The organism is Paraplanobispora siamensis (genome assembly GCF_016863175.1).
Classification (GTDB): Bacteria; Actinomycetota; Actinomycetes; order Streptosporangiales; family Streptosporangiaceae; genus Planobispora; species Planobispora siamensis.
In genome coordinates this window covers 1-25952 of sequence record NZ_BOOJ01000091.1, presented here as the reverse complement: position 1 = coordinate 25952, position 25952 = coordinate 1, and the positions used below count along the sequence as shown (strand labels likewise).

General features: G+C 70.6%; 28 protein-coding genes and 3 pseudogenes. 14 read left to right on the top strand and 17 right to left on the bottom strand.

Annotation, left to right across the window (positions count from 1 at the left end; genetic code table 11):
* Positions 1-1045: 1045 nt before the first annotated feature.
* On the bottom strand, positions 1046-1678 hold the full coding sequence (locus Psi01_RS41185; RefSeq protein WP_204069639.1) for a TetR/AcrR family transcriptional regulator: 633 nt from the start codon (positions 1676-1678) through the stop codon (positions 1046-1048).
* A gap of 72 nt (positions 1679-1750) precedes the next feature.
* Between Psi01_RS41185 and Psi01_RS41180 the strand changes: the two genes are divergently transcribed.
* On the top strand, positions 1751-2335 hold the full coding sequence (locus Psi01_RS41180; RefSeq protein WP_204069638.1) for an alpha/beta hydrolase: 585 nt from the start codon (positions 1751-1753) through the stop codon (positions 2333-2335).
* On the top strand, positions 2332-2556 hold the full coding sequence (locus Psi01_RS41175; protein ID WP_204069637.1) for a putative antibiotic biosynthesis monooxygenase: 225 nt from the start codon (positions 2332-2334) through the stop codon (positions 2554-2556). The genes Psi01_RS41180 and Psi01_RS41175 overlap by 4 nt, the downstream gene beginning before the upstream one ends.
* 88 nt (positions 2557-2644) lie before the next feature.
* Here the strand turns inward: Psi01_RS41175 and Psi01_RS41170 are convergent, their stop codons facing one another.
* From Psi01_RS41170 to Psi01_RS43885, 3 genes and pseudogenes are all read right to left on the bottom strand, one after another.
* Positions 2645-3088: a hypothetical protein gene (locus Psi01_RS41170; protein ID WP_204069636.1), complete on the bottom strand. Its 444-nt coding sequence runs from the start codon at positions 3086-3088 to the stop codon at positions 2645-2647.
* A complete protein-coding gene (locus tag Psi01_RS41165; RefSeq protein ID WP_204069635.1) occupies positions 3085-3288 on the bottom strand; it encodes a hypothetical protein in 204 nt (67 codons plus the stop codon). Before Psi01_RS41165 ends, Psi01_RS41170 begins: the two co-directional genes overlap by 4 nt.
* A 246-nt stretch (positions 3289-3534) precedes the next feature.
* Positions 3535-3723, bottom strand: a pseudogene (locus tag Psi01_RS43885) (hypothetical protein); the annotation flags it as partial.
* A gap of 64 nt (positions 3724-3787) precedes the next feature.
* Here Psi01_RS43885 and Psi01_RS41155 point away from each other — a divergent pair.
* Together Psi01_RS41155 and Psi01_RS41150 are read left to right on the top strand one after the other, a co-directional pair.
* Positions 3788-3925, top strand: coding sequence for a hypothetical protein (locus Psi01_RS41155; RefSeq protein WP_204069633.1), 138 nt, complete (start codon positions 3788-3790; stop codon positions 3923-3925).
* 197 nt (positions 3926-4122) lie between these two features.
* A complete protein-coding gene (locus Psi01_RS41150) occupies positions 4123-4788 on the top strand; it encodes a class I SAM-dependent methyltransferase (RefSeq protein WP_239128416.1) in 666 nt (221 codons plus the stop codon).
* A 126-nt stretch (positions 4789-4914) separates the two neighbouring features.
* Here Psi01_RS41150 and aac(3) read toward each other — a convergent pair.
* Positions 4915-5558, bottom strand: a pseudogene (aac(3), locus tag Psi01_RS43880) (aminoglycoside 3-N-acetyltransferase).
* A gap of 147 nt (positions 5559-5705) precedes the next feature.
* On the bottom strand, positions 5706-6317 hold the full coding sequence (locus Psi01_RS41135) for a TetR/AcrR family transcriptional regulator (RefSeq protein ID WP_204069630.1): 612 nt from the start codon (positions 6315-6317) through the stop codon (positions 5706-5708).
* Positions 6318-6360: 43 nt separating this feature from the next.
* Here Psi01_RS41135 and Psi01_RS41130 point away from each other — a divergent pair, with 43 nt between their 5' ends.
* On the top strand, positions 6361-6771 hold the full coding sequence (locus tag Psi01_RS41130; RefSeq protein WP_204069629.1) for a nuclear transport factor 2 family protein: 411 nt from the start codon (positions 6361-6363) through the stop codon (positions 6769-6771).
* 727 nt (positions 6772-7498) lie between these two features.
* Here Psi01_RS41130 and Psi01_RS41125 read toward each other — a convergent pair.
* Positions 7499-8257, bottom strand: coding sequence for a CPBP family intramembrane glutamic endopeptidase (locus Psi01_RS41125; RefSeq protein ID WP_204069628.1), 759 nt, complete (start codon positions 8255-8257; stop codon positions 7499-7501).
* A complete protein-coding gene (locus Psi01_RS41120) occupies positions 8254-8982 on the bottom strand; it encodes a hypothetical protein (RefSeq protein ID WP_204069627.1) in 729 nt (242 codons plus the stop codon). Before Psi01_RS41120 ends, Psi01_RS41125 begins: the two co-directional genes overlap by 4 nt.
* Positions 8983-9061: 79 nt before the next feature.
* On the opposite strand from Psi01_RS41120, the gene Psi01_RS41115 reads away from it, so the two are divergent.
* Positions 9062-9541, top strand: coding sequence for a MarR family winged helix-turn-helix transcriptional regulator (locus tag Psi01_RS41115; RefSeq protein WP_204069626.1), 480 nt, complete (start codon positions 9062-9064; stop codon positions 9539-9541).
* 9 nt (positions 9542-9550) lie between these two features.
* Here the strand turns inward: Psi01_RS41115 and Psi01_RS41110 are convergent.
* Positions 9551-10419 (bottom strand): annotated as a pseudogene (locus Psi01_RS41110) (IS5 family transposase).
* A gap of 25 nt (positions 10420-10444) precedes the next feature.
* Complete coding sequence (locus Psi01_RS41105) at positions 10445-10708, bottom strand: hypothetical protein (protein WP_204069625.1); 264 nt, start codon at positions 10706-10708, stop codon at positions 10445-10447.
* A 186-nt stretch (positions 10709-10894) separates the two neighbouring features.
* Between Psi01_RS41105 and Psi01_RS41100 the strand changes: the two genes are divergently transcribed.
* Both Psi01_RS41100 and Psi01_RS44670 read left to right on the top strand, forming a co-directional pair.
* Positions 10895-12190, top strand: a complete 1296-nt coding sequence (locus tag Psi01_RS41100) for an immunity protein Imm33 domain-containing protein (RefSeq protein ID WP_204069624.1) — start codon at positions 10895-10897, stop codon at positions 12188-12190.
* A gap of 95 nt (positions 12191-12285) precedes the next feature.
* Complete coding sequence (locus tag Psi01_RS44670; protein ID WP_373872548.1) at positions 12286-12642, top strand: SIS domain-containing protein; 357 nt, start codon at positions 12286-12288, stop codon at positions 12640-12642.
* Here the strand turns inward: Psi01_RS44670 and Psi01_RS41090 are convergent.
* Positions 12563-13735 carry a serine hydrolase domain-containing protein gene (locus Psi01_RS41090; protein ID WP_204069622.1) on the bottom strand — a complete coding sequence of 391 codons (1173 nt, stop codon included), beginning with the start codon at positions 13733-13735 and terminating at the stop codon, positions 12563-12565. The two genes, Psi01_RS44670 and Psi01_RS41090, sit on opposite strands and share 80 nt — an antisense overlap.
* Before the next feature lie 485 nt (positions 13736-14220).
* Here Psi01_RS41090 and Psi01_RS41085 point away from each other — a divergent pair, with 485 nt between their 5' ends.
* Positions 14221-14805, top strand: coding sequence for a cysteine hydrolase family protein (locus Psi01_RS41085; protein ID WP_204069621.1), 585 nt, complete (start codon positions 14221-14223; stop codon positions 14803-14805).
* Between the two features lie 12 nt (positions 14806-14817).
* Positions 14818-15729 (top strand): GlxA family transcriptional regulator, encoded by a 912-nt coding sequence (locus tag Psi01_RS41080; protein WP_204069620.1) that lies wholly within the window; start codon positions 14818-14820, stop codon positions 15727-15729.
* Between the two features lie 187 nt (positions 15730-15916).
* On the opposite strand, the gene Psi01_RS41075 is transcribed toward Psi01_RS41080, so the two are convergent.
* Both Psi01_RS41075 and Psi01_RS41070 read right to left on the bottom strand, forming a co-directional pair.
* Complete coding sequence (locus Psi01_RS41075) at positions 15917-16249, bottom strand: hypothetical protein (RefSeq protein ID WP_204069619.1); 333 nt, start codon at positions 16247-16249, stop codon at positions 15917-15919.
* Positions 16250-16279: 30 nt separating this feature from the next.
* A complete protein-coding gene (locus Psi01_RS41070) occupies positions 16280-17485 on the bottom strand; it encodes an MFS transporter (RefSeq protein ID WP_204069618.1) in 1206 nt (401 codons plus the stop codon).
* Between the two features lie 72 nt (positions 17486-17557).
* Here Psi01_RS41070 and Psi01_RS41065 point away from each other — a divergent pair, with 72 nt between their 5' ends.
* Complete coding sequence (locus Psi01_RS41065; protein WP_204069617.1) at positions 17558-18529, top strand: GlxA family transcriptional regulator; 972 nt, start codon at positions 17558-17560, stop codon at positions 18527-18529.
* A gap of 393 nt (positions 18530-18922) precedes the next feature.
* On the opposite strand, the gene Psi01_RS41060 is transcribed toward Psi01_RS41065, so the two are convergent.
* Together Psi01_RS41060 and Psi01_RS41055 are read right to left on the bottom strand one after the other, a co-directional pair.
* Positions 18923-19084, bottom strand: coding sequence for a hypothetical protein (locus Psi01_RS41060; protein WP_204069616.1), 162 nt, complete (start codon positions 19082-19084; stop codon positions 18923-18925).
* Between the two features lie 259 nt (positions 19085-19343).
* Positions 19344-20981, bottom strand: a complete 1638-nt coding sequence (locus Psi01_RS41055; protein WP_204069615.1) for a WD40 repeat domain-containing protein — start codon at positions 20979-20981, stop codon at positions 19344-19346.
* A 132-nt stretch (positions 20982-21113) separates the two neighbouring features.
* On the opposite strand from Psi01_RS41055, the gene Psi01_RS41050 reads away from it, so the two are divergent.
* Both Psi01_RS41050 and Psi01_RS44320 read left to right on the top strand, forming a co-directional pair.
* Positions 21114-22358: a WD40 repeat domain-containing protein gene (locus Psi01_RS41050; RefSeq protein WP_204069614.1), complete on the top strand. Its 1245-nt coding sequence runs from the start codon at positions 21114-21116 to the stop codon at positions 22356-22358.
* 228 nt (positions 22359-22586) lie between these two features.
* Entirely contained in the window at positions 22587-22712 is a 126-nt protein-coding gene (locus tag Psi01_RS44320) for a hypothetical protein (protein WP_275424659.1), read from the top strand.
* 362 nt (positions 22713-23074) lie between these two features.
* Here Psi01_RS44320 and Psi01_RS41045 read toward each other — a convergent pair whose 3' ends face one another.
* Positions 23075-23665 carry a DUF305 domain-containing protein gene (locus tag Psi01_RS41045; RefSeq protein ID WP_204069613.1) on the bottom strand — a complete coding sequence of 197 codons (591 nt, stop codon included), beginning with the start codon at positions 23663-23665 and terminating at the stop codon, positions 23075-23077.
* Between the two features lie 86 nt (positions 23666-23751).
* Positions 23752-24489, bottom strand: coding sequence for a lytic polysaccharide monooxygenase (locus tag Psi01_RS41040; protein WP_239128415.1), 738 nt, complete (start codon positions 24487-24489; stop codon positions 23752-23754).
* A 695-nt stretch (positions 24490-25184) separates the two neighbouring features.
* Between Psi01_RS41040 and Psi01_RS41035 the strand changes: the two genes are divergently transcribed.
* On the top strand, positions 25185-25952 hold a 768-nt coding region (locus tag Psi01_RS41035), incomplete at its 3' end, for a methyl-accepting chemotaxis protein (RefSeq protein WP_204069612.1).

Below are 25952 nucleotides of genomic sequence, written 5' to 3'. Positions count from 1 at the left end.
TGAGATCGGCGGCACCCGCGGCACCCGCACCGAGCTGCTCTACCGTCCCGAACTCGTCGTGCGCAACAGCACGGCCCCGACGCCGGTGGGCGTCGCTCATGACCCTGCCTGACTGACCGGCCTATGGCGGAGTGCCGCCCATCACACTGATCATGAATCGTCTTCCGGGAGCGGCGGGCCACGGGCAAGACTCATGATCGCAAGGAGCTCCGCGCGCTCCGGGGACACCGCCGCAGGGTCGGCGTCCCCGGCTGTTCTTGGTGAACGTCGCCGGTCCCGACGTCAGGCCCCATCGTCCATGGTTCCGATCGCCCCCACGTCGTGCCCGCCCGCGCCCCTGCATCTTCACAGCTCCGGTCCCGGAGCCCGGCCCGTCACAAGCACTCATCCGGGTCGTCGCGTTCTCCTTCAGCTTCGGGGAGGTCGCCTTCCGGACGCCGGAACTTCCCGACGGCACGATCCCCGGACGGGACGCGGCGGGCATCGTGGTCACTCCGGCCGCCGACGGCTCGGGCCCGGTGGCCGGAGCGCGCGCGGTCGCCTTCGGCTGGGCAGGTGCGTGGGCGGAGTCGCGCGCGGTCGACGCCGATGAGCTCGCGGTCGTTCCGGACGGGTGGACCTCGGATCCACCGCGGCGCTGCCGGTCGCCGGCATCACCGCGCTGCAGGCCGTCCGGCGGCTCGGCCCCATCCTGGGAAGGCGCGTGCTGGTCACCGGGGCGTCCGGCGGCGTCGGCAGGTACGCCGTGCAGCTCGCGAACCTGGCCGGGGCGGAGGTCGTCGCGTCCGCCGGCTCGCCCGGACGTGGCGAGGGCCCGCGCGCCCTCGGTGCGGCGGAGGTCGTCATCGGCCCGCAGGCCATGAGGGGACGGGTCGAGGGCGTGGTGGGACAACGTCGGCGGCCGGCAGCCGGCGGAGGCGTACCAGCGGCTGTCATCCGGCGGTGTCGTCGCGGCGGTGGGCATGGCGTCCAAGGAGCCGACCACGATCGACTTCGAGCAGGCCCGGATCGGTCACGATCGCGGGCGCATCGAGACGCAGAAGAGTCAGTCCTGCCTCGCCGGATCACCGGCCGGCTGAAGGAGCCCGCGGAGCAGGGTGGCGACGTGGTCGCGTGCTTGGGCGGGATCCAGGGGCCGATGCCCGAGGAGGAGCCGGTACCAGAACGGCCCGAAGACCAGGTCGGTCGCGTAGTCGAGGTCCAGGTCCCGGGGCAGCCGGCCGCGGTCGACGGCGCGCAAGAAGATCTGGGCCAGCGCGGCCTGGCGCTGAGCGGTGAAGACGCGGAAGGACTCCGCGAAGCCCGGGTCGAGCTGGGCCTCGGCCATCAGGCCGGTCAGGGCCTTGACGCGCACGGGATGGTGGATGACCTGATACAGCGCGGTGACGAAGTCGGTGAGGTCGGCGGCCAGGTCGCCGGAGTCGGGATCGGGCATGCGATCGGCGGTGGCCTGCAGATAGGCGTCCACGACCAGGGCGGCCTTGGAGGGCCACCAGCGGTAGACGGTGCTCTTGGCGACCTCGGATCTGGCTGCCACCCCCTCAACGGTGACGCCGCCGTACCCGGCCTCCTCCAGCAACTCCACCGTCGCCCGCATCACCGCGTCACGGGCGTCGGCGCTGCGTACGCGGCCCCCGGTGCGGCGACCGGCGGCGCGTGAAGATTTCTCCGCGGGCATGGAACAACCGTAACGCACCCCGGGTTCAATCAAAACGATACGCATCGTTTCGATTGAGTGGAGAAAAAGAACATGAGCACCATCGTGGTCTCCCACGGCTACCAGTCCCGGGAGGACAGCGTTTGGTTCCCGGCGTTCCGGGCCGGGCTGGAGGCGGCGGGCCACCAGGTCGTCATCCCCAACCTCCCCGCCCCCGACGCACCCGAGGCGGGCCCCTGGCTGCGGGCGCTGCAGCAGGCCGCGGCAGGCGCCGAACCGGCCGACACCGTCCTGGTCGGCCACAGCATCGGCGGCGTCAACGTCCTTCGCCTCCTGCAAGCCCACGACACGGCCAGGCCGTTCGCCGGAGCCCTGCTGGTCTCCACCGCCTCCCGCGAGGTGGGCTACGACCAGCTCGCGGGCTTCTTCGACGGCGGCTTCGACTGGGACCGGATCTGCGCCTCCGCCCGGCGCTTCCACGTCCTGACCGCCATCGACGACCCGGTCAACGTCCCCGATCCGATCGAGCACGTCGCTGATCTGGTACGGGGCCTGGGGGCGACCGCGCTGGTCCTGCCCTGCGGCGGGCATCTGGGCGCCCATCACGCCGACCACGTCGATCTGCCCGAGGCCACCCGCCTGACCCTGGACCTGCTGGGCGGTGACCGGCCCCGATGAACGCCACCACCCACCGTCCGGCGCGATGGAAGACATGGCTGCTGACGGTGTTCGGCATCTATCCCGTCATCATCGCCCTCGCCGCATTGACCGAACCGGTGCTCGGGCACCTGCCCGCGCCCCTGCGGCTCGCCGTGGTCATCCCCGTCGCGGTCGCCGTGATGACCTGGCTGGTCATGCCGTTCCTCACCCGCCGATGCGCCGCCTGGCTGGCGCGATGACGCGATCCGGCCGCCGGAGCCCTCCGCCGAGAGGCTCAAGAGGCTAAGGCGGCGCCATAGAGGGCGGGGCAACGCCTGTCCGGGTGTTTCATGAGACACCCGGACAGGCGTTGGTCCTGGCAGGAGGAACCGTGTCCCCTGCGCGGGCCCGCCGGCGCACCCCTCGCCCGCCGCCCTGCCGTTCCACGGTGCCCGCCTCGGTGGCTCTCACCCCGCGGCAACTGCAGAGGCGCTGACCGGCGAAGGTCCCGCGGCAACTGCAGAGCCACCAGGAAGAGGAGGAACGCCCCCAGGTCGTCGCGAGCTGGATCCGGTTGATCGTGAAGTAGCGCTGCCGTCCCGCCTCCCAGTCCGCCGGCTTGGCCTCGGGGTCCCAGGCCGGCATCAGCCTGTAGTGCGGTGTCCTCCACACGTTGGAGATGCTGAGGACGCCGACGACCACGACGGCCAGGCCGATCGCGGTGAGCACGAACGAGGTCGAGCCGGGATCGTCCCGCAGGAGCACGAGCGCGACGATCGACGCGAGGCTCATCCCGCCCACCAGGCGTAGTTGAACGCTTCGCCCAGGCCGTTGCCCGCGTATCGGAGGAACGTCTCCATGAAGTTCCGGAAGGCCGGGCCGTCCATCGCCGCGAGCATGGGGCGCAGGATCGCGCACAGCCCTCCCAAGAAGCCCGCTGCGAGTCCCGAGAAGAAAACAGACGCCGCCAGTGCCCGTTCCTCGGCCGTCATGCCGGCCCTCCCCCCAGCTCGGAGTGCTCACGTTCGCGAGGCCCGGCGGGACCGGTCGGACGCGTGAGCATCGGAGCTGGGAAGGTTCGCCCCACCCAGCGGTGCCTCATCCAGCGGTGTCCCGCCCGGCGGCGCCTCGGCCGGTGGCGCCTGGACGGTGAGATGTCGAGCCGGACACCCTGGACGCGTGGGCGCGTCCTCGCCTCGATCGCCGTTGGTGCGGCTCCTAATGAGGGACCGAACCGATCAGGCGATGAGCTCGTAGCCGTGCCGGCCATGGACACGCTGATGTCCCTGGCCGAGGTGATGGCGCCAGTATCCGGGCAGATCGTTGTTGGTGATGAGGACGCGGAGCTCGAGGATGGCTTCGGCTCCGGCAAGGCCCCGGCGGGCGCCGGTGATGTCGAGGCGGTCGGCGATGAGGTGGCGGCAGGCGCGCGGCCTGGCTGTCGAGATCGGTGATGACCTGGTGTGTGTATCCGGACAGGAGGGCCAAGGCGTGGGTGGCGACCGCACGATGGGTGAGGAAGTCGGCACGCGCGTCCATGACCACGTGTTTTTCCTGGCCGACCGCCGGGTCGCCAGCATGATGACGGGCCGTCTGGCCATGATGGGAGTGCTGCCCGCGCTAAGGTGACCAGCCGAAACGACTGACATCGTGAAGGGACACGACGTGCGGTATCAGACGATCGTGGACGTCATGCTCGGCCTCGTTCGTGACAGCCAGATCCTGCTCGCCCACCGCTACGGCACCGGCCGTACACGCCATCACCACCGGAAAACCTCTCGCCCTCCAGGAGGGGAGCGGCACCGCCGCGACCGGTGAGGTAGGCCGTGGACCTGCTCGATGACGAGGCGCTCGAGCGCTCCTCGGTGGTGGCCAACTGCCGGATGAACCGGGAGCGCCGCCTGGCCGGCTACAACCGCGAGCTGGGCGTCGACGTGGTGGAGGCGCTGCGTTCGCGGCGGCGGCCCGGACGGGCGGTGCGCTGGCTGGACTTGTGCTGCGGTACGGCGTACGCCCTCATCGAGGTCTCCCACCTGCTCGGCGACGAAGCCGAGATCGTGGGCGTGGATCTGGTCGACTTCTTCGCGGGGCCATCCAGGCCGCCCGGCCTGCGGTTGGTGACCGCCTCGATCACCGCGTGGGAGCCCGAGGAGCCCTTCGACCTGATCACCTGCGTCCACGGTCTCCACTATGTCGGCGACCGGTTGGGGGTGATCACCAAGGCGGCCGCCTGGCTCACCGACGACGGCCTGTTCACCGCGAACTTCGACGCACGCGGCATCATCCTGGAAAACGGCCTGCCCGCCGGGCGGCGCTTCACTGCGGACCTCCGCAAGGCCGGGCTGGTCTACGACACGAGGCGTCGCCGGATCAGCCGCCGGGGCCGGTGCGCCGTCGAGCTGCCCTACCGGTACCTGGGAGCCGACGACCGGGCCGGCCCCAACTACACCGGCCAGCCCGCGGTGGACTCCTACTACCGCTGGATGACATGACCGTGGTCGTCAGCTGATCACCCGGGGTCGGCCAGCCGGCGTGCGATCCGAAGTGGCGCGGAAAGCTGCTCCGGCTGCGGCTCTTGATCGCAGCGGGCCGGAGAGGTGTGGATGCCTCTGCTGCGTCTACTTGTTCAGCCGGTGTTCGATCCAGGCAGTGGCGAAGTCGACGACTTCCGTGGCCTCGAACAGATGACTCTCAGCAGCGCCGACTTTGCCCTGCCGGCCGATTCCCGCAATAAGCATGTCCCGGACGATCGCTTCGAACGGCTCTTGTCCCGGGGGCACCACTCCCGAGTAGTCGAAGGCCCCCTCTTCGGAGTCGATGTCGTGGAAGCGGCGCCAGACCCGCTGACCTCGCACGAGGATGGGCTGTTCGTAGTCCACGAACCGCTTGCCGGGGGCCTTGGCAAGCGCCTCGGCGTGGTGCAGCAGAGTCATGGTGTCCAAGGGAGCGCCGAGCAGAAGAACCCGGCCGCGGTGGGCGACCAACCGTGCAAGAGGGCTGTCCGGGCCATGGGGTCGTCCCAGGGGTGGTCGGCCATCAGCTCGGCTGCCGCCGTTCCCAAGGCCGCGAAACTGGCGTCCGGATGACGGCTGCGAACGGCTCCGGGCCAGCGGCGCAGTGCTTCGGGGAGGCGGCCGTTGTTGTGGTCTGCCTCGCTGAGGCCGGAGTCGTAGGCGGGATGTTCCGCACGAAGGGTGGACTGCCAACTCTGTGGCCAGTCGACGAAGTCATAGGGGGGCGCGTCATTCCAGCCGCAGGTCACTATGAGCGTTCCCTGCGCTCCGACCACGTCACGAAGGGCGCCGATGATGGTCTGCGGTGGTCTCCCTCGTGGTGTGCATCGTGTGCGTGACGCTCGGCAGCGCGGTCCTCTAGGCGTATTGCCCCGCAGGAGTGGTGACGCAGCTGATCAGGGGCGGCCTCCGACAGCGCCCGGGCGGGGCGGGGGCCGGCGCAGTGACCCGGCCAACGGCGCCTGCGCGGCCAGGCCGGCGAAGACGACGTCGAGGGTGCGTTCCTGCAACTGCACGTCCCAGCCGCCGTGCAGGGCCCCTTGGCAGAGGCTTACCAGCAGTGCCATCACCTCGGGCTGGCGGACGTCACCGCGCACCGTGCCGGCGGTCTGCGCCTGGCCCAGCAGCTGGCCCACCGCCTCGCCCAGCTGACCCACCGCCGCCGGGACGCTGACATCGGCCAGGGCGACCACTGTGCGCTTGGCCGCCGCCTGCTCGACCAGCCGGCGGAAGAAGATGTGCAGGCCATCGGCCCCGCCTAGCGTGGCCGCCTCCTGTGCCAGCCGCGCCAGCAGGCGTTTCAAGATCGCCGCCAGCAGGTCGTCCTTGGTCGGGAAGTGCCGGAAGAGCGTGCCGATCGCCACGCCGGCCAGGCGGGCCACCTCCTCGGTGGAGGCCGAGGCGCCGCGGTGGGTGAACACCTCCTCGGCCGCATCGAGGATGCGTTGTTGGTTGCGTTGCGCGTCCGCCCGCATGCCGGCCCCCTTGGAAAATGAGTCTCGACTCATTATCTTAAGTCGAGTCGTAACTCACTTTATCCTGGAGGCAGACATGACCCCACGCGAGCTCTTCGACCGCATGCGCGCGCACTGGATCGCCAACGAAACCGTCTTCGACGACGACTCACTCACCGCAGACGTCATCGTGGAGATGCCCTTCGCCGCCCCCGGACGGCCCAGCCGCATCGAGGGCCGGGCCGCGGTGCTGGCCTTCATCCGCGCCGGGCACGCCGAGCTGCCGTTCCGCTTCGATGACTGCCGCGCGCTGGCCGTACACGACACCGCCGACCCCGACACCATCGTCGTCGAATACGAGCTGGCCGCAACGATGACCGAGACGGGCGTATCAGCTGCGGCCCCGTTCATCGGCGTGCTGACCGCCTGCGGGGGACGGATCGCCCGCTGGCGGGAGTACCAGAACCCGCTCGCGATCGCCTGGGCGCTGCAGGCCGCCGCGTCCTGAGCGCTGCCACCCGCATACGACCGCGACTGGACACAGCCGCCACGCACCGCCGGTATCAAGGCGGCGAAGACGGGCGAAGAGGCCCGTGGTCGCCCAGGTGCGGGAGCTGTCACAGACCGCGGAGCGCGAGCGGTACTCGCCGGCGGGGCCCGCCCCGGGACGCCGATGCACAACCGCCGCATCCGCGGTGAGCTGCTGCCACGGCTCCGGGATCGGGCCTTGCCCGCCCAGGGCAGGTGAAGTCCGATCAAGGATCATCCCTCGTCGCTAAGATCTCCACACGCCATGGCGATGGCCCATCAGGACCGCAGAAGGCCAGTGGCTCACCTGGGTGCGCCTGGCAGGTGAGGGTCAGGCGGACGTCCCGGCCGTTGTGGTCGCGGATTCGACCACACAGCATCGCGACGAGCCGGCTGTGGCCGGCCTGGGCGAGCGCCTCGTCCAAGACCCCCTTGCGCGGCTCGTGCGGTTCGGCGGCTTCGGAAGCCTTCATCGGTTCCGATGCGCAGCCTGACGTTGGCGATCACCCGTGTGTGCCTTTCGCCGAGGAAACCCGCCCGCACCCACCGTGCGGGGCGGGACTGCCGGGCGCTTCGGGCAATGGCCGACCAGCCCTCAGCGTCGCCCGCCAGGCCCGGGTTTCGAGCGCAGCCGGGGGCCTGGCCGGCAAGTGACGGCTATCGTCGGGTCCGGTCCCGGTCCCTTCCCGTCGCACCCCGCCGGCTCATCACCACCCCGCACCGGTCAGGGAGACGGCCGGCTGCCAGCCGGTCAGCACCAGCGACAGCACGACGACCGTGATGTTCTGCACGATGTGCACGGCGATGGGCACCCAGGTCGATCCGGTGTGTTCCCGGATCCAGCCGGCGGCCAGGCCGACCGCAACAGCCAGGGGAATGAAGAGCGGCACCTGGTGGATGAACCCGAATCCCAGGGCGGTGATGGCGATCGTCCACGATGCCGCAAGACGCACGCGCAGCCAGCTATAGAGCACTCCGCGAAACAGCAGTTCCTCCACCAAGGGGGCCAGCAGGCAGGCGCGGATGAGGATGACGGCGGCCAGCGCCGGGGAGGCGGCTGCCAGGCGGCCGTCGTCGGCGCCGATCGCCCACAGCACCTGCCACACCTGATCGGCGGGCGCCCCCAACCGCGCGACGATGAAATATCCGGCTGCGGCGGCCAGGTAGGCCGTCGCCCATACCGCCATCCCGCGGACGTATCCCGCTGGTGAGGCAGGAGCCAGGCCGAGATACAGGCGGCGGTTGTGGCGGTCGCGCCCCAGTGCGAGGAGCAGCGCCGCGGCGATCGCCGCGTAGACGACGGCGACCACGAGCGGGGCCAGCTGATTGAGGTCGGCGGCCCAGGACGGCGCCAGGGCGCGGGCGGCGACTGCGGCACCGGTCCCGCCCGCCACGGCTGCGGCTGCGGCCGCGGCGACGGCCACCAGCACGCGCCGGCCCCGGGGACGTTCCAGCGTCAGGGTCACGGAATCTCCTGTGAGGTGGGGGCGGCACCGGGCGTGGCGGTCGCGGCCGGAGCCGAGGAGATCTGGCGGCGGTCGGCGGGAAGCTGGATTGCGGCCACGATCAGCCAGGCCAGCGCGGCAAAGCGCACCGGGAGCAGGTAGGCCGCCTCGGTGATGAGCAGGGTCAGCGTGGTGAGTTCGGCGATCACCGCGATCAGCAGGCCGGCGACGGCCACCGGGCGGGGCAGTAGTTTCAGCAGCAGGCCGGGCACGGCCACGCCGGCGACCAGCAGCCCGAGCGGGACGACGTGGCCGGGGCCGCCGGTCAGGAAGATCAGGTCGTGCAGGACCAGCGCCGTCGCATCGGCCTGGCCGTGGCGTGATGTCACCCATTGCAGCAGTCCCGACAGCATCAAGGCGGTGGCGGCGATGATCCCGCCGGTCAGTGCGATGCCGGCTCCCGGAGCCCGCACGCCGAGCCGGTGCAGCCGGGCGTGCAGGGAGGCGGCCAGGATCGCCAGCGGTACCGCCGAGGAGAAGTGCAGCATTCCCGTCCACTGCAGGGCCTGCGGTTGCGTGGTGAGGTATCCCAGCCGGTCGCCGGTCGCGGCGTAGATGGACGGGTAGCCCTGACCGGACAGGAGCGCGCCGGTGATGAGGCCGGCCACGAACAGCGCCGCGGACAGTACCGCGAGCAGGGGCAGAGGGGGGCCGCCTTGACCGTGGCGCGGCGGTGGGGTCGTCATCGGGATCCTCCGAATCCACATTGTTCGATTCTCGAATGATTCATATTACGAATGATTCGCGTTGTGTATAGTAGAGTTCGTGGCAGACAGCACCGACGGGCACAGCGCGGCCGCGGTGGCGTTCCTCCTGGCCCAGCTGGGCGAGCACGCCGCCGCCAAATTCGCCGAGCGCATCCACCCCCTGCAGCTGACCCCTGCCCACGCCGGGATCTTGCGACTGGTGGCCGTTCAACCCGGCTGCAGCCAGCAGGCCCTGGCCCGGACACTGGGCGCCCTGCCCAGCAAGGTGGTCACGCTCGTCGACGACCTGCAGCAACGCGGACTGATCGAACGCCGCCGCAACCCGGATGATCGGCGGCTGCACGCCCTGCACCTCACCACGGCCGGCACGGAGCTATTGCGCAAAGTGCGGGCCGCCGCCGAAAGCCACGGCGCCGATCTCACCCGCGCCCTCGATCCACAGCAACGCGACAATCTCGCCGCCCTGCTCGGCTGCATCGCCGCCGACCAGCACCTGCACCCCGGCATCCACCCCGGGTACCAGCGACTACGCCGCTAGGCCGTGTCTTCAAAACCAGAGCAGGACGGATGCGATGGTGATCACAGCGGTGTACGAGCCGGCCGTCTTGTCGTAGCGGGTGACCGGGGCGCGGAACTGCTTGAGCCGGTTGAAGCAGCGTTCGATGACGTTGCGGCGTTTGTGGACCTCGTGATCGAAGGCGGGTGGCCGCCCACCCCGGCTGCCTCGCCGGGTGCGGCCGGCGACCTGGTCGGCCCGCTCGGGAATGGTGTGGCCGATGCCGCGCCGGCGCAGGTGGCGGCGGATCTCACGAGAGCTGCAGCCCTTGTCGGCGACCAGGTGATCGGGCCCGGTGCGGGGGCTCGCCCCGGGACTGGGCGCGGCACCCGAACGGCGGCCATGACTTGCTGCAGGCGGGTGCAGTCGTTGACATTGCCGCCGGTGACGATGAACGCCGGCGGCCTGCCACGGCCGTCGCAGACCAGGTGGATCTTGCCGGTCAGTCCGCCGCGGGATCGGCCGAGGGCGTGATCTGCCGCCGGGCCGGAGCGCGGTCCCCTTTTCGGCCTCCGGCCGCGTGCTGGTGGATGCGCGCGATGGTGGAGTCCACTGCGACCAGCCAGTCGATGTCACCGGTGGCATCGGCGCGTGCCTGAAACGCGCCGAGCATGGCGGTGAAGGTGCCATCCAGGGCCCAGCGCCGAAACCGGGTGTGGAGCGACTACGCAGGAGCCGTACCGCTCGGGCACGTCTCGCCAGGCCGAGCCGATATGGATCTTCCGCAGCATGCCGTTCAGCATCCGGCGATCGTCCTCGCGGGGACGGCCCATCCGACCCGGTGGGAGTAACTCCTTGATCGCGTCCCATTCCTGGTCGGTCGGTTCATGACGACGAATCACCAGGGCATGATCCTGCAGGACTAGATCACATTGAAGACAGACCCTAGGCCTGAAGCCGAGCGGCGAGCTCGGCCAGCTGGTCGAAGGTCCGCACCAGCACCTCGCGCCGCTGTGTCCGGTATTCCGGACGCGGTTGCAGGTTGTCGATCACGCTGTCCCAGGTGGCCATGTACGTCTTCTTCCACTCCCTGATCGTGTCCGTTTCAGGCAGCTGGGCGCCGTCCCAGGACTGCCGGGCGATGAGGTGGAGCGACAGATGCTCTGCCGCCGCGTCCTCCTCGAAGTTGCCCGGACCCCAGATACCCATTCGACCTCCCTCGGCCTGGCGGCCCCGGCAACGTCACAGCCCCGAACACCACACGGATCACCACGATTTCGCACCCTCGCGGACGGGGCACACCCGCCCGTCTGCGTCTGCGCTCTCCCGGGCTGATGTGATGTCTGATATTTCACAGATGTCACTGCATGTCCCCAGTGATGGGAGCATGCAGGGATGACTGAGCTGGTGACCCTCGGACAGATCGACGTCCCCTCCGGAATCCTCCTCATCCTGGATCCCGGGCTGGCACGGTTCTGGCGTCATGACGGCGACCCGCGCTCGCCCCGCCCGCGTGACGGCGAGGACGTCGACCTGGCCATCGCGGGACCCGATGCCGTGGCCGCGGGACGGGCCTACAACCGGCAGTTCGATCCCCGGTATCTGTTCGACGTCGCCGTCGATCGGGCCGAGGCGATGGGCGGGCATTTCGCCGCCTTCGCCGCCGAGAGGGGATTTGACGCCCATGCCCGGCGGTTGGAAGAGCGGGTGCCGCACACCCGGCGGGCCCGGCTGGCCGTCGAGGCCGGCGGCGGCGCGGGCGTGGTCGTCTACAACAGGCTGTGGGCGGTGGCCGTCGGCGGGCTGCCCGCCGACAGGCCGCTGCCCGTAGTGGCCGAGGCGATGGAGGGCGGGGAGTTCCCCGGTCGCTGGCGCAGCATCGACGTGATCGTCGACCCGGACGCGGAGACGGTCGACAGCCATGCCGTCCAGGGGGTGATGGTCGATCACGGTCAGTTGATGTGCGCCGACCTCGGCGCGCTGGGCGAGTTCCGGATGTGGGAGTCGCTCGACGGCCGCGCCGACTTCGTGTTCTGGGGCGCCGACGCCGCAGAGCTCGCCGCCCGGGTGGGCGCCACCCGTCTGACCGACCGCGAGTTCGGCTGGACGGACGTGATCGAGGAGGAGATCGGCGCCCACGCCGAGCGGGTCCAGGAGGCCGCCCGGCGGGAGGGACTGAAGATCGGCGTCGACTTCCGGCCGCATGACAACCTCGAACGCCTCAACGCGCAGATCCGCGCGAACGACACCCGCGCCGGGACACTGTCGCTGGCGGGTGCCCGGGCGTGCGGGTTCGACAACCGCTGGGGCGACGGCGTCTTCACCATCGTGCGGGACCTGGATGCGCAGGGACGCCTGGTACGGATCCGGCTGGATGTGGGCAATGAGGAAACTCAGCGCAGGATGCGCCGGGTGCGGCTGATGGGGTGTGAGGCCATCGTGTCGAACCTGGTACTGGACGGCGGGCACCCGCCCCGCTTCATCGAGCGGATGGAGCCGATCGGTCCCGACGACAGCGGCTGGGGCCTGCTGTCGGGTGCGGAGTCTGAGGAGTTCATGGCCGACGGGACGAACTTCGGGATCGTCGGCGTGCGCGATCTGGTCACCCGTTACCCGGCGTTCGAGGAGGTCCTCGACGCTCCGATCGGCTCGCTGTTTCGCCTGCGCGAGGAGGTGTACGTTCCCGACTGACGGTGGAGCAGCTCCTGCCTGTCGCCCCGGCAGACGGGAGATGCGGGCATCGCCGGCGGCCACTGTCAGCGGCCACTGCCAGGGTCGCCGGCGACATGAAGCGCCGTACGCCGGGTGCAGGGCGTGGGCCAGGAGTCGGCGTGGGCACGTCCGCGGCTCCGGCCGCCGATGCCGCCTACCGGCTCACCGCGATCGGCTGCCGCGCCGGGGCCCCGGCCGATGGCCGGACCCGGCAGCTGCGGGCGAGCCTGCTGGATGAGGATGATGTGATCGTGGCGGTCAGCCGCACCGGGCGCGGCGCTGAGAGGCTGGCCGCCGTCGATGCCGCCCGCAGCCGGGAGGCGAAGATCGTGGCGATCGACCAGAGGCAAGTCACGATTTTGCGCACAGCGCGGTGTCCAGCGCAGCCTCGACGTGCTCGAACGCGGACACGTCGGCGGGCAGGTGGGTGACGGCGATCGCGGCGGCACGGCCGTCGTCGGTGGCCGCGTTGGCGGTGTAGTAGCCGGGGAAGGTTCCGCCGTGCCCCCAGGCCCGGCCGCCGCAGCTCAACGTGATGCTGCTCAGGCCGAGCCCGTATCTCCCACCACGTCCCATCTCGGGGGCCTCGACGGTGGTGCGCATCTGCTCGAGCTGTTCGGGCTTGAGCAGCTCGCCGCCGAGCAGGGCGGTGAAGAAGCGGTTGAGGTCGCCGAGAGTGGAGATCATCTGCCCCGCGGCCCAGGCGGCGGACGGATCCCACCGGGTGGCGTCGGTCATCGGCGCCTGCGGGTCGTCCCGGTGGTAGCCCTTGGCGTGGGGGGTGCGGATCCTCTCATCGCCGACGTTCGGGAAGTAGGTACGGCGCAGGCCGATCCGCCTGATTGTCCGTTCGGTGATCTCCTCGATCACCGGCCGGCCGGTGACCTGCTCGATGAGCAGGCCGGCGACGATGTAGTTGGTATTGGTGTACTGGTGGCGGGAGCCGGGGGCGAAGGCCGCCTTCTTCTCCAGCGCCATGTCCAGCAGCCGGCGAGGCTGGAAATAGGTGTGCCGGAAGGACAGGGCGGACTTGGCCAGACGGTCGGTGTACTCCGGCAGGCCGCTGGTGTGCTGCAGCAACTGCCGTACGGTGATGCGCCGCCCGTCGACGCCCTGGCCGCGCAGCAGGCCGGGCAGGTAGGTCTCGACCGGCTCGTCGAGCCGCACCCTGCCCTCGCCGACCAGTTGCAGGACGACCACGGCGGTGAAGGTCTTGGTGTTGCTGCCGATGCGCACGTATCCGTCGGCCGGGGCCTTGGCCCCTGTCTTCAGGTCGGCCACCCCGGCGGAGCGGTGGCGGGTACGCCCGTCGCGGTCCTGCACGGCGGCCAGGGCCGCTGGGAAGCCGTCCTTGCGGACGAGGTCGTGCAGTGCGCGCCGTACGGTGTCCTCTGCTGGATCCTCTGCCGGGCCGGCGCGCACCGGGGACGCGGCGGCCGGGGCGCCGGTCGCGGTCAGGCTGCCCAGTACGGCGAGGGCGACGGCGCAGGCGCCGGTCCACCGGCGGGAACGGGGAGTGATCATGAGAAAACGCTAGGCGCCGGCACGGGCGCGGGTCGATAGTGCGGGCGGCCGTTCACCGGTAGGGCCTGCCGTACCTCACCGGTAGGGCCTGCTGTACCGGATCCGGACCCGCTTGACGGCCGGCGCCCGCGTGCGCGGCCAGTTCCTGCCCGCCGCCACTTCCCGGCGAGGCCCAGATCAACGCCCATCGGCTTCGGTGATCTCGCCGTCGGCTACACGCAGAACTTCTGGACAGGCGCTTGACCGGTACCTTGCGGATCGCATCGCTGAGGTGGTCCCCGAGGAGCGTGCCGATCTGCTTCATCGCCATGGCCGGCTCGCCACTGGCCACGAGGAAGCGCTGAGCCGGCCATGGCACGGCATCGGCGTGCGGCAGGGACGCCCGAACTCCTCCTCTGCGGCGCAGCGGGGTTGTCCGGATCGGCCCGGAGGCTGACCAGGCGATGCCTTCAAGGCTGCGGCCCTCTGCCGCCAGGCTGCAAGGCATGACCAGCGCCCTTGTCGTCATCGACGTCCAAAACTCCTTCCTGCGGCTGCCCGACTGGCGGCACACCTCGCGGCCGGACATCGTCACCCAGGTCAACCGCCTGGCTGCCGCCGCCAGAAGCGCGGGAGACGCAATCGTGTGGGTGCTCGGCTCACGCCCCGGGTCAGGTTCGGTCTTCGACCCGGCCCGTGGGTTCGTCCGGCTGATGGACGGCATCCAGCCCCTGGACGGCGAGCCGGTCCTCACCAAGACCGCGCACAACGCCTTCACCACCACCAACCTCCACCAGTTCCTCACTCGGCGGGGCATCAAGAAGCTGACCGTCTGCGGCATCCGGACCGAACAGTGCTGCGAAACCACCGCCCGTCTGGCCTCCGACCTGGGCTTCGAGGTCGACTTCGCCATCGACGCCACCGCGACCACGCCCATCCCGCACCGTGAGGCCTCCGGCGAGGTCCCCTTCGACGAACTCGCCCGGGACCCGCGCACGCTCGGCGTGGAAGAGATCATCGAGCGCACCGCATACGCTCTGTCGGGCCGTTTCGCCACCATCAAGACCGTGGACGAGCTCACCGGAAACTAGGAGGTAGCGGCCATGCCTCGAGTCGTCTTCCTGCTCATCCCGCGAGTGCACCTCCTGGATGTGGCCGGACCCGCCCAGGTCTTCTCCACCGCCGACGACCTCGGCCACCCTTACACCCTCACCTACCTCGCCGAGGATGAGGAGGTCGCCACCGTCCAAGGGCTCACCTTGCAAGCGCAGAGCGCCTGGCCACCCCTAAGGCCCGAAGATCTGATCATCGTGCCCGGCTGGCGCGGCCCGACCCGCCCGGCAAGCAGCCAGACGTTGCGGCGCTTGCGTGAGCATCACGCATCGGGCGGCACGATCGCCGGCGTGTGCGCGGGCGCTGATGCGCTGGGCCGCGCCGGACTGCTCGACGGCCGCCGCTGCACGACCCACCACACCGTCCAAGACGAGCTGGCGCGCCTGTACCCGCGGGCACAGGTCGTCAAAGACACGTTGTACATCGAGGACGAGCGGATCGTCACCTCAGCGGGCGTGGCCAGCGGAATCGACGTCGCGCTGCACTTGGTGACCACACGCCACGGACCCTACGCCGCCGGGCAGGTGGCCCGGAGCATGCTCATCCACATTCACCGCGACGGTAAGGCCGAGCAGATCAGTCCCCTGTTCCGGCGGCGTTCGCACGCCGATGAGACGGTTCATCGCCTCCAGGACCTGATCGAGACCCGCTTCACCGAGCGGCTGCCGCTGAGCCTGCTGGCCGAGGCCACCCGGTGCAGCGAACGGACCGTGACCCGGCTGTTTCGCCGGGCGACCGGCCTCACTCCCCTGGCCTACCAGACCGCCCTGCGGCTGGAGCGTGCCGAGCACCTGCTCGGGACGGGCGCCACGGCCGAGGCCGCCGCACGCGAGGTGGGATTCGAAGACGCCCGCACCCTGCGCAGGCTCCGTGCCCGAAGCGCTGCTCCACCTGATCGGTGAAGGGACCCGCATGACGCAAAGGCCTGCGGCGGGCAGACCCGGGCGAAGACACCGGTCGCCTTGCGGATGCCGGCCGGCGAAGGTGACGCATGCGCAGGAGAGGTTACGGACGCAGGCCCACCCCCTGATCGATTCCACTGCAGTGACTCTCCAGTCCCGCGCGCTGAACGCCCGGTGGGTTCACGCCTCACCGCCGGCCAAGCACAACATCGATCCGGACATCCAGGTCCACACCTACGACGAGCACGCGTTCACCCCGCGGCGGAACATGGCGATCAAATACGAAGTGCCGTTCGCGTTCCTGTTGTGCGAAAACGCACGGACAGTGTTGATCGGCGCCGGCGCCCCGGCATCCGGCGCGTTCCTCCCCGTGCGCCGGGTGGCCGATGAGCTCCTCACCGGCCGACTCGCCCGCCATCCCCGGCAGGGATACCGCCTGTCGGCGTTGTCTGCCCATCCGCATGGCGACCACATCGCGGGTGACGACCAGGTGGACCGGCCGGCGACTGCGGGCGATCACCGCGCCCGTCGCCCCGCAGACGACGGGTGGCTACCTCGGCACGTCGGCGGCGACCGGGGCCGGTCGCTCCCGGGCCTCCCGAGAGTCCCGGCCCAGCCGTCTGACCGGCTTGATCGACAGCAGCGCCGTCACCACGCCGACCGTCACCAGGGCCGACCCCAGCATGAAGGCGCGCGGCTCGACCAGCGCGGTGAGCGGACCGGCCAGCGCCTGCCCCACCGCCATGCCCGCGACCGACCCGGCCACCTGGTAGGCATTGACCCGGTTGACCACCTGCGGCGGAACATGCGTCTGCACGCTGGTCGACCACATCACCGACCAGAACGCCAACGCGACCCCGCCGAGCAGGTGCCCGCTCATCAGCAGCGGCAGCGGCAGGTCGAGTGCGACCGTCAGCGGCACCGCCACGTACCCGCTCAGCGCCACCGCCCCGGCCGCCAGCGGCCGGCGCGGCCTGAGCCTGATCGCCACCAGCCCGCCCAGCACGGTGCCCAGGCCGAGCACCGCCATCACCCACCCGTAGTCGGCTCCGATGACCTGCGACGACAGCGGCACGTACGGTCCGATCACCAAAAGCCCCCAAAACACCCAGACCAGGATGATCGACCACATCCAGCTCCTGGCGGTGAACTCCTTCCAGCCTCTGCGCAGGTCGCTCAGCACGTCGGAGGGCTCCGGCCTGGGGGCGGTGACCCGCACCAGCAGCAGGCACACCCCGCTGAGCGCGAACGTCGCGGCGTCGGCCGTGTAGACGACGACCGGCCCGGCCGTGACGATGAGGACGCCCGCCAGCGCGGGACCCGCCAGGTGGGTGATCGCCTCGGCGATCTTCAGTGTCGCGTTGGCCCGCTGCGGATCGCCGGCGACCAGGGGGACCATGCCGTTGACGCCCGGTTCGAACACCCCGGCGGCCATGCCCGAGACGAACGCCGTCACCAGCAGCAGGGCGTACGGCGGAGCGCCGTCGACGAAGGCCGCGGCCACGATGCCTTGGGTGCCGACCCTGACCACGTCCGCGCCGATCATCAGGCGCCGGGCGCCGATCCGGTCGGCGACGACCCCGCCGAACACCATGACCAGCACGGCCGAGGCGGTCCACAGCGCCAGCACGTAGCCGACACCCGCGATCCCGTAGATTTTCCCGATCGCCAGCGCCGAGGCCACGGGCATCATCGCATCCCCGAGCAGCGAAATCGTGCGGGCCCCGAAGTACAGGGTGAAGTTCCTCGTCCACATGAGCCCCAATTCTGGAATTTCCCCGATCAGAGCACCGGTGTCCCAAATGACATCATTGGATACATTTGCGCCATGCCCCTGGACTGCCCGGAGACGCCCCCGCCGCCCTCCAGCCCGCATCGCGTCATCGCCCTGGTCGCTCCGAACCAGGAGCTGTATCCGGTCACCTCCGCCTCAGCCGTCTTCGGCTACCACGGCCCCGACATCGCCCAGCATTACGGCTTCAGCCTGTGCGCCGAGCATCCCGGCTCCCTGCCCACCACCCTCGGCGTCCCCCTGCGGGTCGAGCGCGGGCTCGAAGCCCTCGATGAGGCCGACACCGTGCTCATCGCGAGCTGGAGTCTCACTCCCTCGCCCGCCGTCTTGCACGCCGTCTCCCGTGCCCACGCCCGAGGCGCCCGCATCGTCGCCGTCTGCGCCGGAATCTTCGTCCCCGCCGCCCTGGGCCTGCTGGACGGCCGCCGCGCCTCCGTGCACTGGGAGCTGTCGGCCGAACTGGCCGCCCGTCACCCGCGCATCATCCCCGACGACACCGTCATCTACGTCGATCACGGCGACGTCGCCACCGCCGGAGCCTCGGCCGCCACCCTCGATCTGTGCCTCCACCAGGTCCTGCGGGAGTACGGCGCGGCCCACGCCATGCGCATCGGCCGTCAGCTCGCCGCCGGACCGCACCGCGAGGGCTGCCAGCGCCAATACCCTCCGCTGCCCACCACCGGCCCCATGCCCGACTCCCTGGCCCCCCTGCTCGAATGGCTTCTGTCCCGCCTGCCCGACCGGATCGGCGTTGAGGACATGGCCGCCTACGCGGGCGTCTCCCCTCGCACCCTCACCCGCCAGTTCGCCGACCAGCTCGGCGTCTCACCCGCCCGCTGGCTGCTGGAACGCCGCCTGGCCGCCACCCGTGCCCTGCTGGAGGAGACCGACCTGCCCGTCGAGACCATCGCCACCCGCGTCGGCCTGTCCTCGGCGGTCAACCTGCGCCGGCGCTTCCACACCGCCCTGCGCACCACCCCGGCCGCCTACCGCCGCTCCTTCCGCTGAAGGCCCCGCACGGTTACGCCGCGATCACGGCCACCAGCGCCTGCTGCAGGCTCGTTAGGGGCTTCAGACGGCGCAGGGGTGCTTATGCCGGGAAATCCGCGGCGCAGGAGAACACGGTTTGAGCTGGGTCCTGCCAGGTGGCAGGGTGCACGGCATGTCACCCAAGCGCCGGCACCAGCGCGGCGCCGGACAGCAGGGACGGCTTTCGCCCGGCGGGCCGCTACGCCGTGAATTGCCCGCCTGCCCAGCGGTGCGGGGAATCACCGGTTGTTGTGCAATTTTCATGATCGGCCGATGACGACTCCCGTATCCGCCCCCGGCTGAGCCGGTGATGGCGGCCAGGTTCCGGCGCGCGACAGGACCCGAATCGGCTCAACGCCGATAAGCCGCAGATCAGGAGTGCAGCCCGTAGCGTTCGGGGTTGTCGGCCACGTCGGCTCTGAGCGCGGCCAGATCCTCGGCGTGCATCGTCACCAGACCACACCCGGTGCAGGCCATGGCGAACACGCCGGTGACGTCCCGGCTCTTCCAGCGGCCCACCCAGGCGAGCCTCAATCGGTCCCCTTGGGTCCACACCACGGTGCGCACGCGCCGGCCATGGCAGTGGGGGCACAAGGGGGAGTCGGCGGCAGGCTGCTCAGGCGTACTCACGCCTTCTGTGTAGCAGACGCGCCCGGAGCACCGGCCACCCCGTGCGCCGGAAACCGACCCCGCCGCCCCGTTCCCGGCCGCGTCATGTCGGTGTCAGGGGGCATCGGTCGGTGGCCACGGCCGGCAGAAAAGCAACGATCTGCGCATGTGTGAGCGAAGACTCCTACGGCACCGCCGGCACCGTCACGACCTCGATCCATCCGTCCTCGATGCCCGTCACATAGCCGGGGAGCCGCCCCGCCTCGCCCACCCCGATCGTCGGTTCCGCCGTCGCGGCAACGGCCCGTAGGAACAGCGTCGTCTGCTCAGAGGCGACGGCGCGCCACCGGCCGTAGGTGCGGAAGTTGTCCACAGTCGAGTCCTCGATGAACCCGACCAGCTGCTTGCGGTAGTACACGGGGACGTCCATAGGCTCCTTCCGAGGGTGATGGCGAGCTTTTCGCCGCGGTGCGTCGTTACCGTCCCGGATCGTGCTCTTCGGCCGGCCGTCGGGTGCCATGCCCTCAGCAGGGGCCCAGTACTGCGACATCGCAGCCGAAGCCGACCAGCAGACGATCCGATGCCGCGGCCAACGCGGTGATCCGAGCCGGAAACACCGACGCCGGGCCCACCTGACGGCCGGTGGCCAGATCCCATACGCGCAGCCGCCCGCAGCCGTCCTGCCATTCCCCGCTGACGGCCACGGGCCTGCCGGCCATGGTGGCGGTGACCAGCGCGTGCGCTCTGACGTCATCGGCCACGGGCGCGCCGACCTGCCGACCTGCCGGCCGGTCACCGCATCCCAGATCCGCACCGTGTGATCCCAGCCCTTGGTGGCCACCACCAGCCGCCCACCGGCCGAGGCCACCGCCGCCAAGGACACCTCGTGCTCCTGGCCGAACGGCACCCCGATCGGAGCGCCGGTGCCCAGATCCCACACCTGCACCGTCCCGCAGTCGCCCTCACCGTCGGCATCGGTCACGGTGACGGCGACCGGCCGATCGTCGAGTGAGGCCGCGGCCACCGACACCAGGGGGCCTTCCGCACCGAGCAGAACCCCGGCCAGAGCGCCGGTGGCCGGATCCCACAGCCGCACCGTCTCATCCAAACATCCGGCGATCACCACGGGCCGGTCCTCCAGCACCGCGGTGGCCATGGCCGGGGCGTAGCCCGCGTCGGTGAGGATCTCCCCGATCGAAGCGCCGGTGGCCGGATCCCACACCCGCACCGTTCCCTCGGGGCCGCTGCCGGTGATCACCCATGGACGCTCATCGATCACCGTCACGGCCACCTGACCGGCTCCGCCCGCATCCCGCAGGGGCCTGCCGATCCGCTGCCCGGTGGCCGGCTCGCGCAGCCGTACCTCGCCGGCTTCATCGGCGGTGACCGCGAAACGGCCGTCCGCCGTCATCGCCACCGCGCGTATCGCGGCGTCATGACCGGCCGCGGCCCGCGCAGGCAGCGCACCGCTCAGCTGCGATGCGGTGGCCCACAGCGGGCTCCACCGGGCCGGCGGATGGCCCTCCAGCCGGGTCGCGACGAGCCGGGCCGCCAGATCGCCCTCGCCCAGCCGCGCCGCATCCAGTGCCAGGATCTGCCGACGGTCGGCCTTGGACATGGTGCGGTGCAAGTGCGCCGAGGTGCGATACACCGCCGCGATCAGGCTGGTCTGCGCATCGGTGGCCTGCTGCAGCAGCGCATCGACCCGTTCGGGAGCTGCCGTGATGAGAAAATGCGCATCGCTTCGCAGCCTGCTCAGCGCCTCTGTCGCCGGATGCGAGCACTGCTCGGACATGACCGGCAGCATACCCAGATCGATCAAGAACGCCGCAGCGTCCTCGATCGATCCGGAGGGAGCAGTTTCGGTTCGGAATCCGCACGCTGCCAGGCACCGCACCACGCTTGCAAATGATTTACCCGTTCGGATTCCGACCAGCCGGTTACCGTACCGGCCATGACCGGCGATCGACGTGAGGACGGATGCGATGCGTCCTTCGCCGCCGAGCAGGTGCTCGATGCGGCGACGATGGTGAGTGGGGATCCGGATTGGGTGACGGCGCTCTTGGCGGCCGATGCGGGGCCGGCGACCCGGCTGGTCCGGCAGGTCTACACGCGGGCGATGCATTACGCCCGGCACTGCGGCATCCAGCAGCGCCGGCAGGTGCTGGCTGTGGAGGCGGCCCGGTTGGGGGCCTCGCGCCTGGCGCTTGACCTGGGTGAGGTGGCGCTGTCGGCGGATCCGGCCGCGTGGTGGAAAGTGCGCTGGGTCACCGGCGTCTTCGGTGATGCCACGGCCGGTCACAGCGCTTCGCTGAGCGCGCTGGCGACGGCGGCGCTGGCCGGGCGCGGCGCCGTCCTGACCGCCGGCCGGGACGGCGGCGTGCGGGTGTGGGATTTGGCCACCGGCGCACCGGCCGCTCCGGCCCTGCTCGGCCATGACGGCGGGGTGAACGCGGTGGCGACAGCGGTGACGGCTGGCCGCCCGATCGCCGTCACCGGCGGCGCCGATGCCACGGTGCGGCGGTGGGACCTGGCCACCGGCACACCGATCGGCGAGCCGTTGACCGGCCACGGCAGGCAGGTGTACGCGGTGACGACGGAAGTGGTGGCGGGGCGTCCGCTGGCCATCAGCGCCGGCCCGGATGCCAGCGTGCGGGTGTGGGATCTGGCCACCGGCGAGCTGGCCGCTGCGCCGCTGCGTGCCCACTCCGACTGGGTGAGCGCGATGGCGACGACGGTGGTGAGCGGCCGCCTTGTCGCGATCGTGGCCGCAGGGGACGGCACGGTGCGCGTGTGGGATCTGAGCGCTGGCGCACCGATCGGCCGGCCGGTGCAGGTCCACACCGCCGTGGCGTGTACGGCGGCCGCCGCAGTGGTGCAGGGGCGCGGCGTCGCCGTCACCGGCAGCGACGATTACACGGCGCAGGTGTGGGACCTGAGCACGGGTGCACCGATCGGCGAGCCGTTGACCGGCCACACCGACCTGGTCAGAGCGGTGACCCTGGGAGTGGTGGGCGGCCGCCCGGTCGCCGTGACCGGCAGCGATGATTGCACGGTGCGCATGTGGGATCTGGGCACCGGTGAGCAGATCGGGCCGGAACTGCTGTTCTTCGCGGCGGTGGAGGCACTGGCGATGGCACCGGGGCAGCGGCTGGTGGTGGGCTGTGGGCGGCAGGCCGTGCTGCTGACCCACGGCTGAACGGCCGCCATTCGGAGCCGGAGGGAGGGGCCGTGACGGCGATGGGGAAGAAGGCGCGCGAGGTCGGCCTCGCGGCGACACAAGGACGGTGGGACGCCGTCGCGGAAAGCGCGGGGTAGGACACGTGGAGGGGCAGCGGCCGCCGAATCGCTACCAGGACCTGGGGTCTTATGCGGGCGGTGCCTGCCTCGAGGTGGACTGGCGCGGTTCCACCGCCGGGTGTGCCTCATGGACACCGATGACCACCAGGTCCGCCTCGTCGGTGAGGCCTATGACGACTACGGGTACCTGGTCGTCGACAACTACCCGAACCGGATCAAGGTCTCGGTCACCGAGATCTTCGATGACGACTGAATCCCGCGACCGTCGGCCCTCAGCCATGATCTGTCGGCCGCTCGGCGAACCTGTACATCGCAGCTGCACTGGTCCATCGGATTTTGATTGTCGATCGCGAGAACCATCAGGGGGCAGACCAAGTACGCCGGAAAGGGCCAACTGGAGGTCAGCGGTTATTCCGGTGTTCGCGAGGGACCTCAGCGCTGATCTTGCGGCGGCGGGAGTTCGGTGTCGTCGTCGGGCACGGCACGCTGATCGGAACCGCAGCATCCCCGGGCCGACCGGGACCACGAGCCCGGAGGGCGGGCGGCGGGAGAGCGCGCCGGAGGGTTCACGCTCTCCCGCCCGATCCGGAGCCCTGGGGCCGGGCCCGGCACTCGCTAGGAGGACAGCTCGGTGAGCATCTGTCGGATCTGCTCCGAACGGGACCGGTCGATCCGCCGCGCCAGTTCCACCACCTGCGCATTCCGACCGGTCCGCACCTCGGTGCGGGCCATCTCCACCGCGTTGTGCTGATGGGCGATCAGCACGTTGAGAAAGCGGGTGTCGAAGGCGGCCCCGTGCAGCTCCGCCAGCGTCACGGCCTCCTCGGGCGAGGTGGCGTGCAGGCCGCCGTGCGCGTCGTGGGCGTTCGGCTCCGCCTCCGGCGGTTGTTTCCAGGCCCGCAGCCAGCCGGCCATGGTCTGGGCCTCGTCGCCCTGGGTGGCCGCGATCGCCGCGGCCAGGGTTCGCACCCGCTCGCGCGTCGAGCGGGTCTCCGCCAGGGTGGCCAGCTCCGCGCCCTGGCGATGGTGCGGGATCATCATCTGCAGGAACATCACATCGGCGGCGTTGAAGGGACCGGCCGCTGCAGCCGTACCACCGGCCGCTGGTCCGGCGTGGTGGTGCGAGACGGCACCGCAGGCGCAGGCCCCCAGCACGCCCGCGGCGGCGAGGACCAGGGCCAGGCATCTCATGGGCGCCCGGTTCATGGGTGTGTCATGGGCGTCGCGGTGGGCAGGCGCCCGTCCCGAAGGCCTCACGCCGGGACGGGCGCCTGACCGCCTCTCCTCTCGCGTCAGAGCCGCTGCCAGAGCGCCGGGACGTTCGGCGGCTCCCAGCCGGCCAGCGAGGTGTGCGCCTGGAGGCAGCGGTAGCTTGCGCCCGCGTAGGTGACCTGGGCGCCCACCGCGTACGCGGTGCCCGCCCGCCAGGTTCCCGAGGGGGCCGTCGAGGTCGGGGTGGGGGTGGGCGTCCGGGTGGGGGTCACGGTCGGCGTCGGGGTAGGGGTGGGGTTCGGGTTGCCGCCGCCGATCTGCAGGTCGACGCAGGCGTAGAAGGCCATCGCGGTGTCGGCGATGTTCCAGATGGCCAGGACCTTCTGCCGGCCGCTGTAGCCGGCGAGGCTCACGTTATGCGACACCGTCGCGCCGGGCTGTCTGCCGTTGTCGTTGAAGAGCGCGACGCGGTTGTTGCCGATGTAGTACTCCCAGGTGCTGGTCGCGTGCCGCGCGGTGAGCACCCAGTTGAAGGTGACGCTGGTGCCGACCGAGGTGGCGGGCCAGGGCTTGCTCTCATCGCTCAGCTGGGCGAACCGGGCGACCCCGCCGTGGCAGCTGCGCTGGCCCTTGGGACCTTCCACGCTCTGGGGTTCGTAGATGATGTCACCGCAGTTGGGGACCTTGCCCTGGGCGCAAAGGGCCTGGCGGCTCGGCGGCGAGGAGATGTAGCCGTGGGCCGAGGCGGGGGAGGCGGTGAGCACCGTGGCCCCGAGGGTCATCAACGCCACCGCGATGAGCATGATCGTTTTTCGCACGTCCTACTCCTTTGCTGGGGGGTTGACAGAAATGTAAAAGAAAGTTTCCTAACAGTAAATGGCAACATGACTTTTCTGTGGCCTTCTGTCAAGGAAAGGGGTGGCGGCGTGCGATGAAATCGCAGCTGGAATCCCTTTGGAACGGGACACCTCTACTCGCCGCGGAACTCCCTGTGGAACTCGCCGCGGACCGACTGCCAGATGCGTTCGGGAAGCGGGCGGGCTGCCGCCTCCAGGTCCACGCCGGAGCCCGTTCCCGCCCGAGGTCCGCGTCGTCCGCGGGGCCGGTGACGAGCCAGTGGCGGCTCGTCTCGGCCGGGGGACCGATGACGAGCATCTCCAGGAGCGGATCGGTCAGGACCGCGCGGCGCTGGCCGTCGCGCTCGCCCAGATTCAGCCGAGCCAGGCGCGTCCACCACGAGCCGCCGTCCGTCACGGCCCGGCGCCAGCCGCGCAACAGCACCACCTGGCCGGCGTAGGTCACCAGCGGCGGCGGTGATCGGACCGCGGGCGGCGAGGTCCGGGGTGACCGGGGCGGTGCGGGGTTCTGTGCCCGGCCGGAAAGGACGGGCGGATGTCTCAGGTTTCCTCCCGGATCGCCGATGAGGGGGTCGAGAGAACCCTGGGCACGTGTGTTGAGTTTGCGTCGCCAAGCCGCGTTCGAGACAGCGACTACAGATGACGGTGATGAAAAGATGTTCAATCCCTGGGCGAGATTCCGGAGTCAGCGCAGCCTCTGGCTGTTCAACGCGATCAGCCTCGGGCTGCTCATGGGCCTGGTGGTGACCGGCTCCGGTTACCTGTGGGCGGGGGCGAATCTGTCGGAGGACCAGGCGTCGAGCCTGCTGACCACCTTGCTCATCACGGTGGGCTGTACCGAGATGGTCATCATCGCCGTCGTCTGGTGGGCCACCACCAGCATCACCCGCCCGCTGCTGCAGGCCGTCGACGTACTGGACCGCATCGCCGCCGGTGATCTGACCTCTCGGCTCGACATCGCCAACCAGGACGAGCTGGGCCGGATGGCGCGGGCGCTGAACACGACCATCGCCGCGCTGGCCCAGGTTCTCGCGACGGTCCGTGAGGACGCTTCCACGCTGAGCACCGCCGCGGCGGACATGACCGAGGTCAGTGCCCGGATGGCCGCCGTCGCCTCGGACACGGCCGGGCAGGCCGGAACCGTCCGCTCGGCCGCCTACTCGGTGACCGACTCGACGCGCGCGGCCGCCGCCGGAGTGGACGGCATCAGCGCCGCCATCCAGGAGATCGCCACGAACGTCACCGGAGGGGCCCGGGTGGCGGAGCAGGCTGTGACCGCGGCGCAGCACACCAGCGAGATGATCGCCCGCCTCGGCGCCTCCTCCGCCGAGATCGGCGACGTGGTCAAGACCATCACCTCGATTGCCGAGCAGACCAACCTGCTGGCGCTCAACGCCACCATCGAGTCCGCCCGGGCCGGGGAC

Bases quoted from the DNA above. Each gene is read 5' to 3' on its own strand.
- Psi01_RS41185 (WP_204069639.1), bottom strand. From the start codon at position 1,678: ATGCCCGCGGAGAAATCTTCACGCGCCGCCGGTCGCCGCACCGGGGGC.
- Psi01_RS41180 (WP_204069638.1), top strand. From the start codon at position 1,751: ATGAGCACCATCGTGGTCTCCCACGGCTACCAGTCCCGGGAGGACAGC.
- Psi01_RS41175 (WP_204069637.1), top strand. From the start codon at position 2,332: ATGAACGCCACCACCCACCGTCCGGCGCGATGGAAGACATGGCTGCTG.
- Psi01_RS41170 (WP_204069636.1), bottom strand. From the start codon at position 3,088: ATGAGCCTCGCGTCGATCGTCGCGCTCGTGCTCCTGCGGGACGATCCC.
- Psi01_RS41165 (WP_204069635.1), bottom strand. From the start codon at position 3,288: ATGACGGCCGAGGAACGGGCACTGGCGGCGTCTGTTTTCTTCTCGGGA.
- Psi01_RS41135 (WP_204069630.1), bottom strand. From the start codon at position 6,317: ATGAGTCGAGACTCATTTTCCAAGGGGGCCGGCATGCGGGCGGACGCG.
- Psi01_RS41130 (WP_204069629.1), top strand. From the start codon at position 6,361: ATGACCCCACGCGAGCTCTTCGACCGCATGCGCGCGCACTGGATCGCC.
- Psi01_RS41120 (WP_204069627.1), bottom strand. From the start codon at position 8,982: ATGACGACCCCACCGCCGCGCCACGGTCAAGGCGGCCCCCCTCTGCCC.
- Psi01_RS41105 (WP_204069625.1), bottom strand. From the start codon at position 10,708: ATGGGTATCTGGGGTCCGGGCAACTTCGAGGAGGACGCGGCGGCAGAG.
- Psi01_RS41100 (WP_204069624.1), top strand. From the start codon at position 10,895: ATGACTGAGCTGGTGACCCTCGGACAGATCGACGTCCCCTCCGGAATC.
- Psi01_RS44670 (WP_373872548.1), top strand. From the start codon at position 12,286: ATGAAGCGCCGTACGCCGGGTGCAGGGCGTGGGCCAGGAGTCGGCGTG.
- Psi01_RS41090 (WP_204069622.1), bottom strand. From the start codon at position 13,735: ATGATCACTCCCCGTTCCCGCCGGTGGACCGGCGCCTGCGCCGTCGCC.
- Psi01_RS41085 (WP_204069621.1), top strand. From the start codon at position 14,221: ATGACCAGCGCCCTTGTCGTCATCGACGTCCAAAACTCCTTCCTGCGG.
- Psi01_RS41080 (WP_204069620.1), top strand. From the start codon at position 14,818: ATGCCTCGAGTCGTCTTCCTGCTCATCCCGCGAGTGCACCTCCTGGAT.
- Psi01_RS41070 (WP_204069618.1), bottom strand. From the start codon at position 17,485: ATGTGGACGAGGAACTTCACCCTGTACTTCGGGGCCCGCACGATTTCG.
- Psi01_RS41065 (WP_204069617.1), top strand. From the start codon at position 17,558: ATGCCCCTGGACTGCCCGGAGACGCCCCCGCCGCCCTCCAGCCCGCAT.
- Psi01_RS41050 (WP_204069614.1), top strand. From the start codon at position 21,114: ATGACCGGCGATCGACGTGAGGACGGATGCGATGCGTCCTTCGCCGCC.
- Psi01_RS44320 (WP_275424659.1), top strand. From the start codon at position 22,587: ATGGACACCGATGACCACCAGGTCCGCCTCGTCGGTGAGGCCTATGAC.
- Psi01_RS41045 (WP_204069613.1), bottom strand. From the start codon at position 23,665: ATGAACCGGGCGCCCATGAGATGCCTGGCCCTGGTCCTCGCCGCCGCG.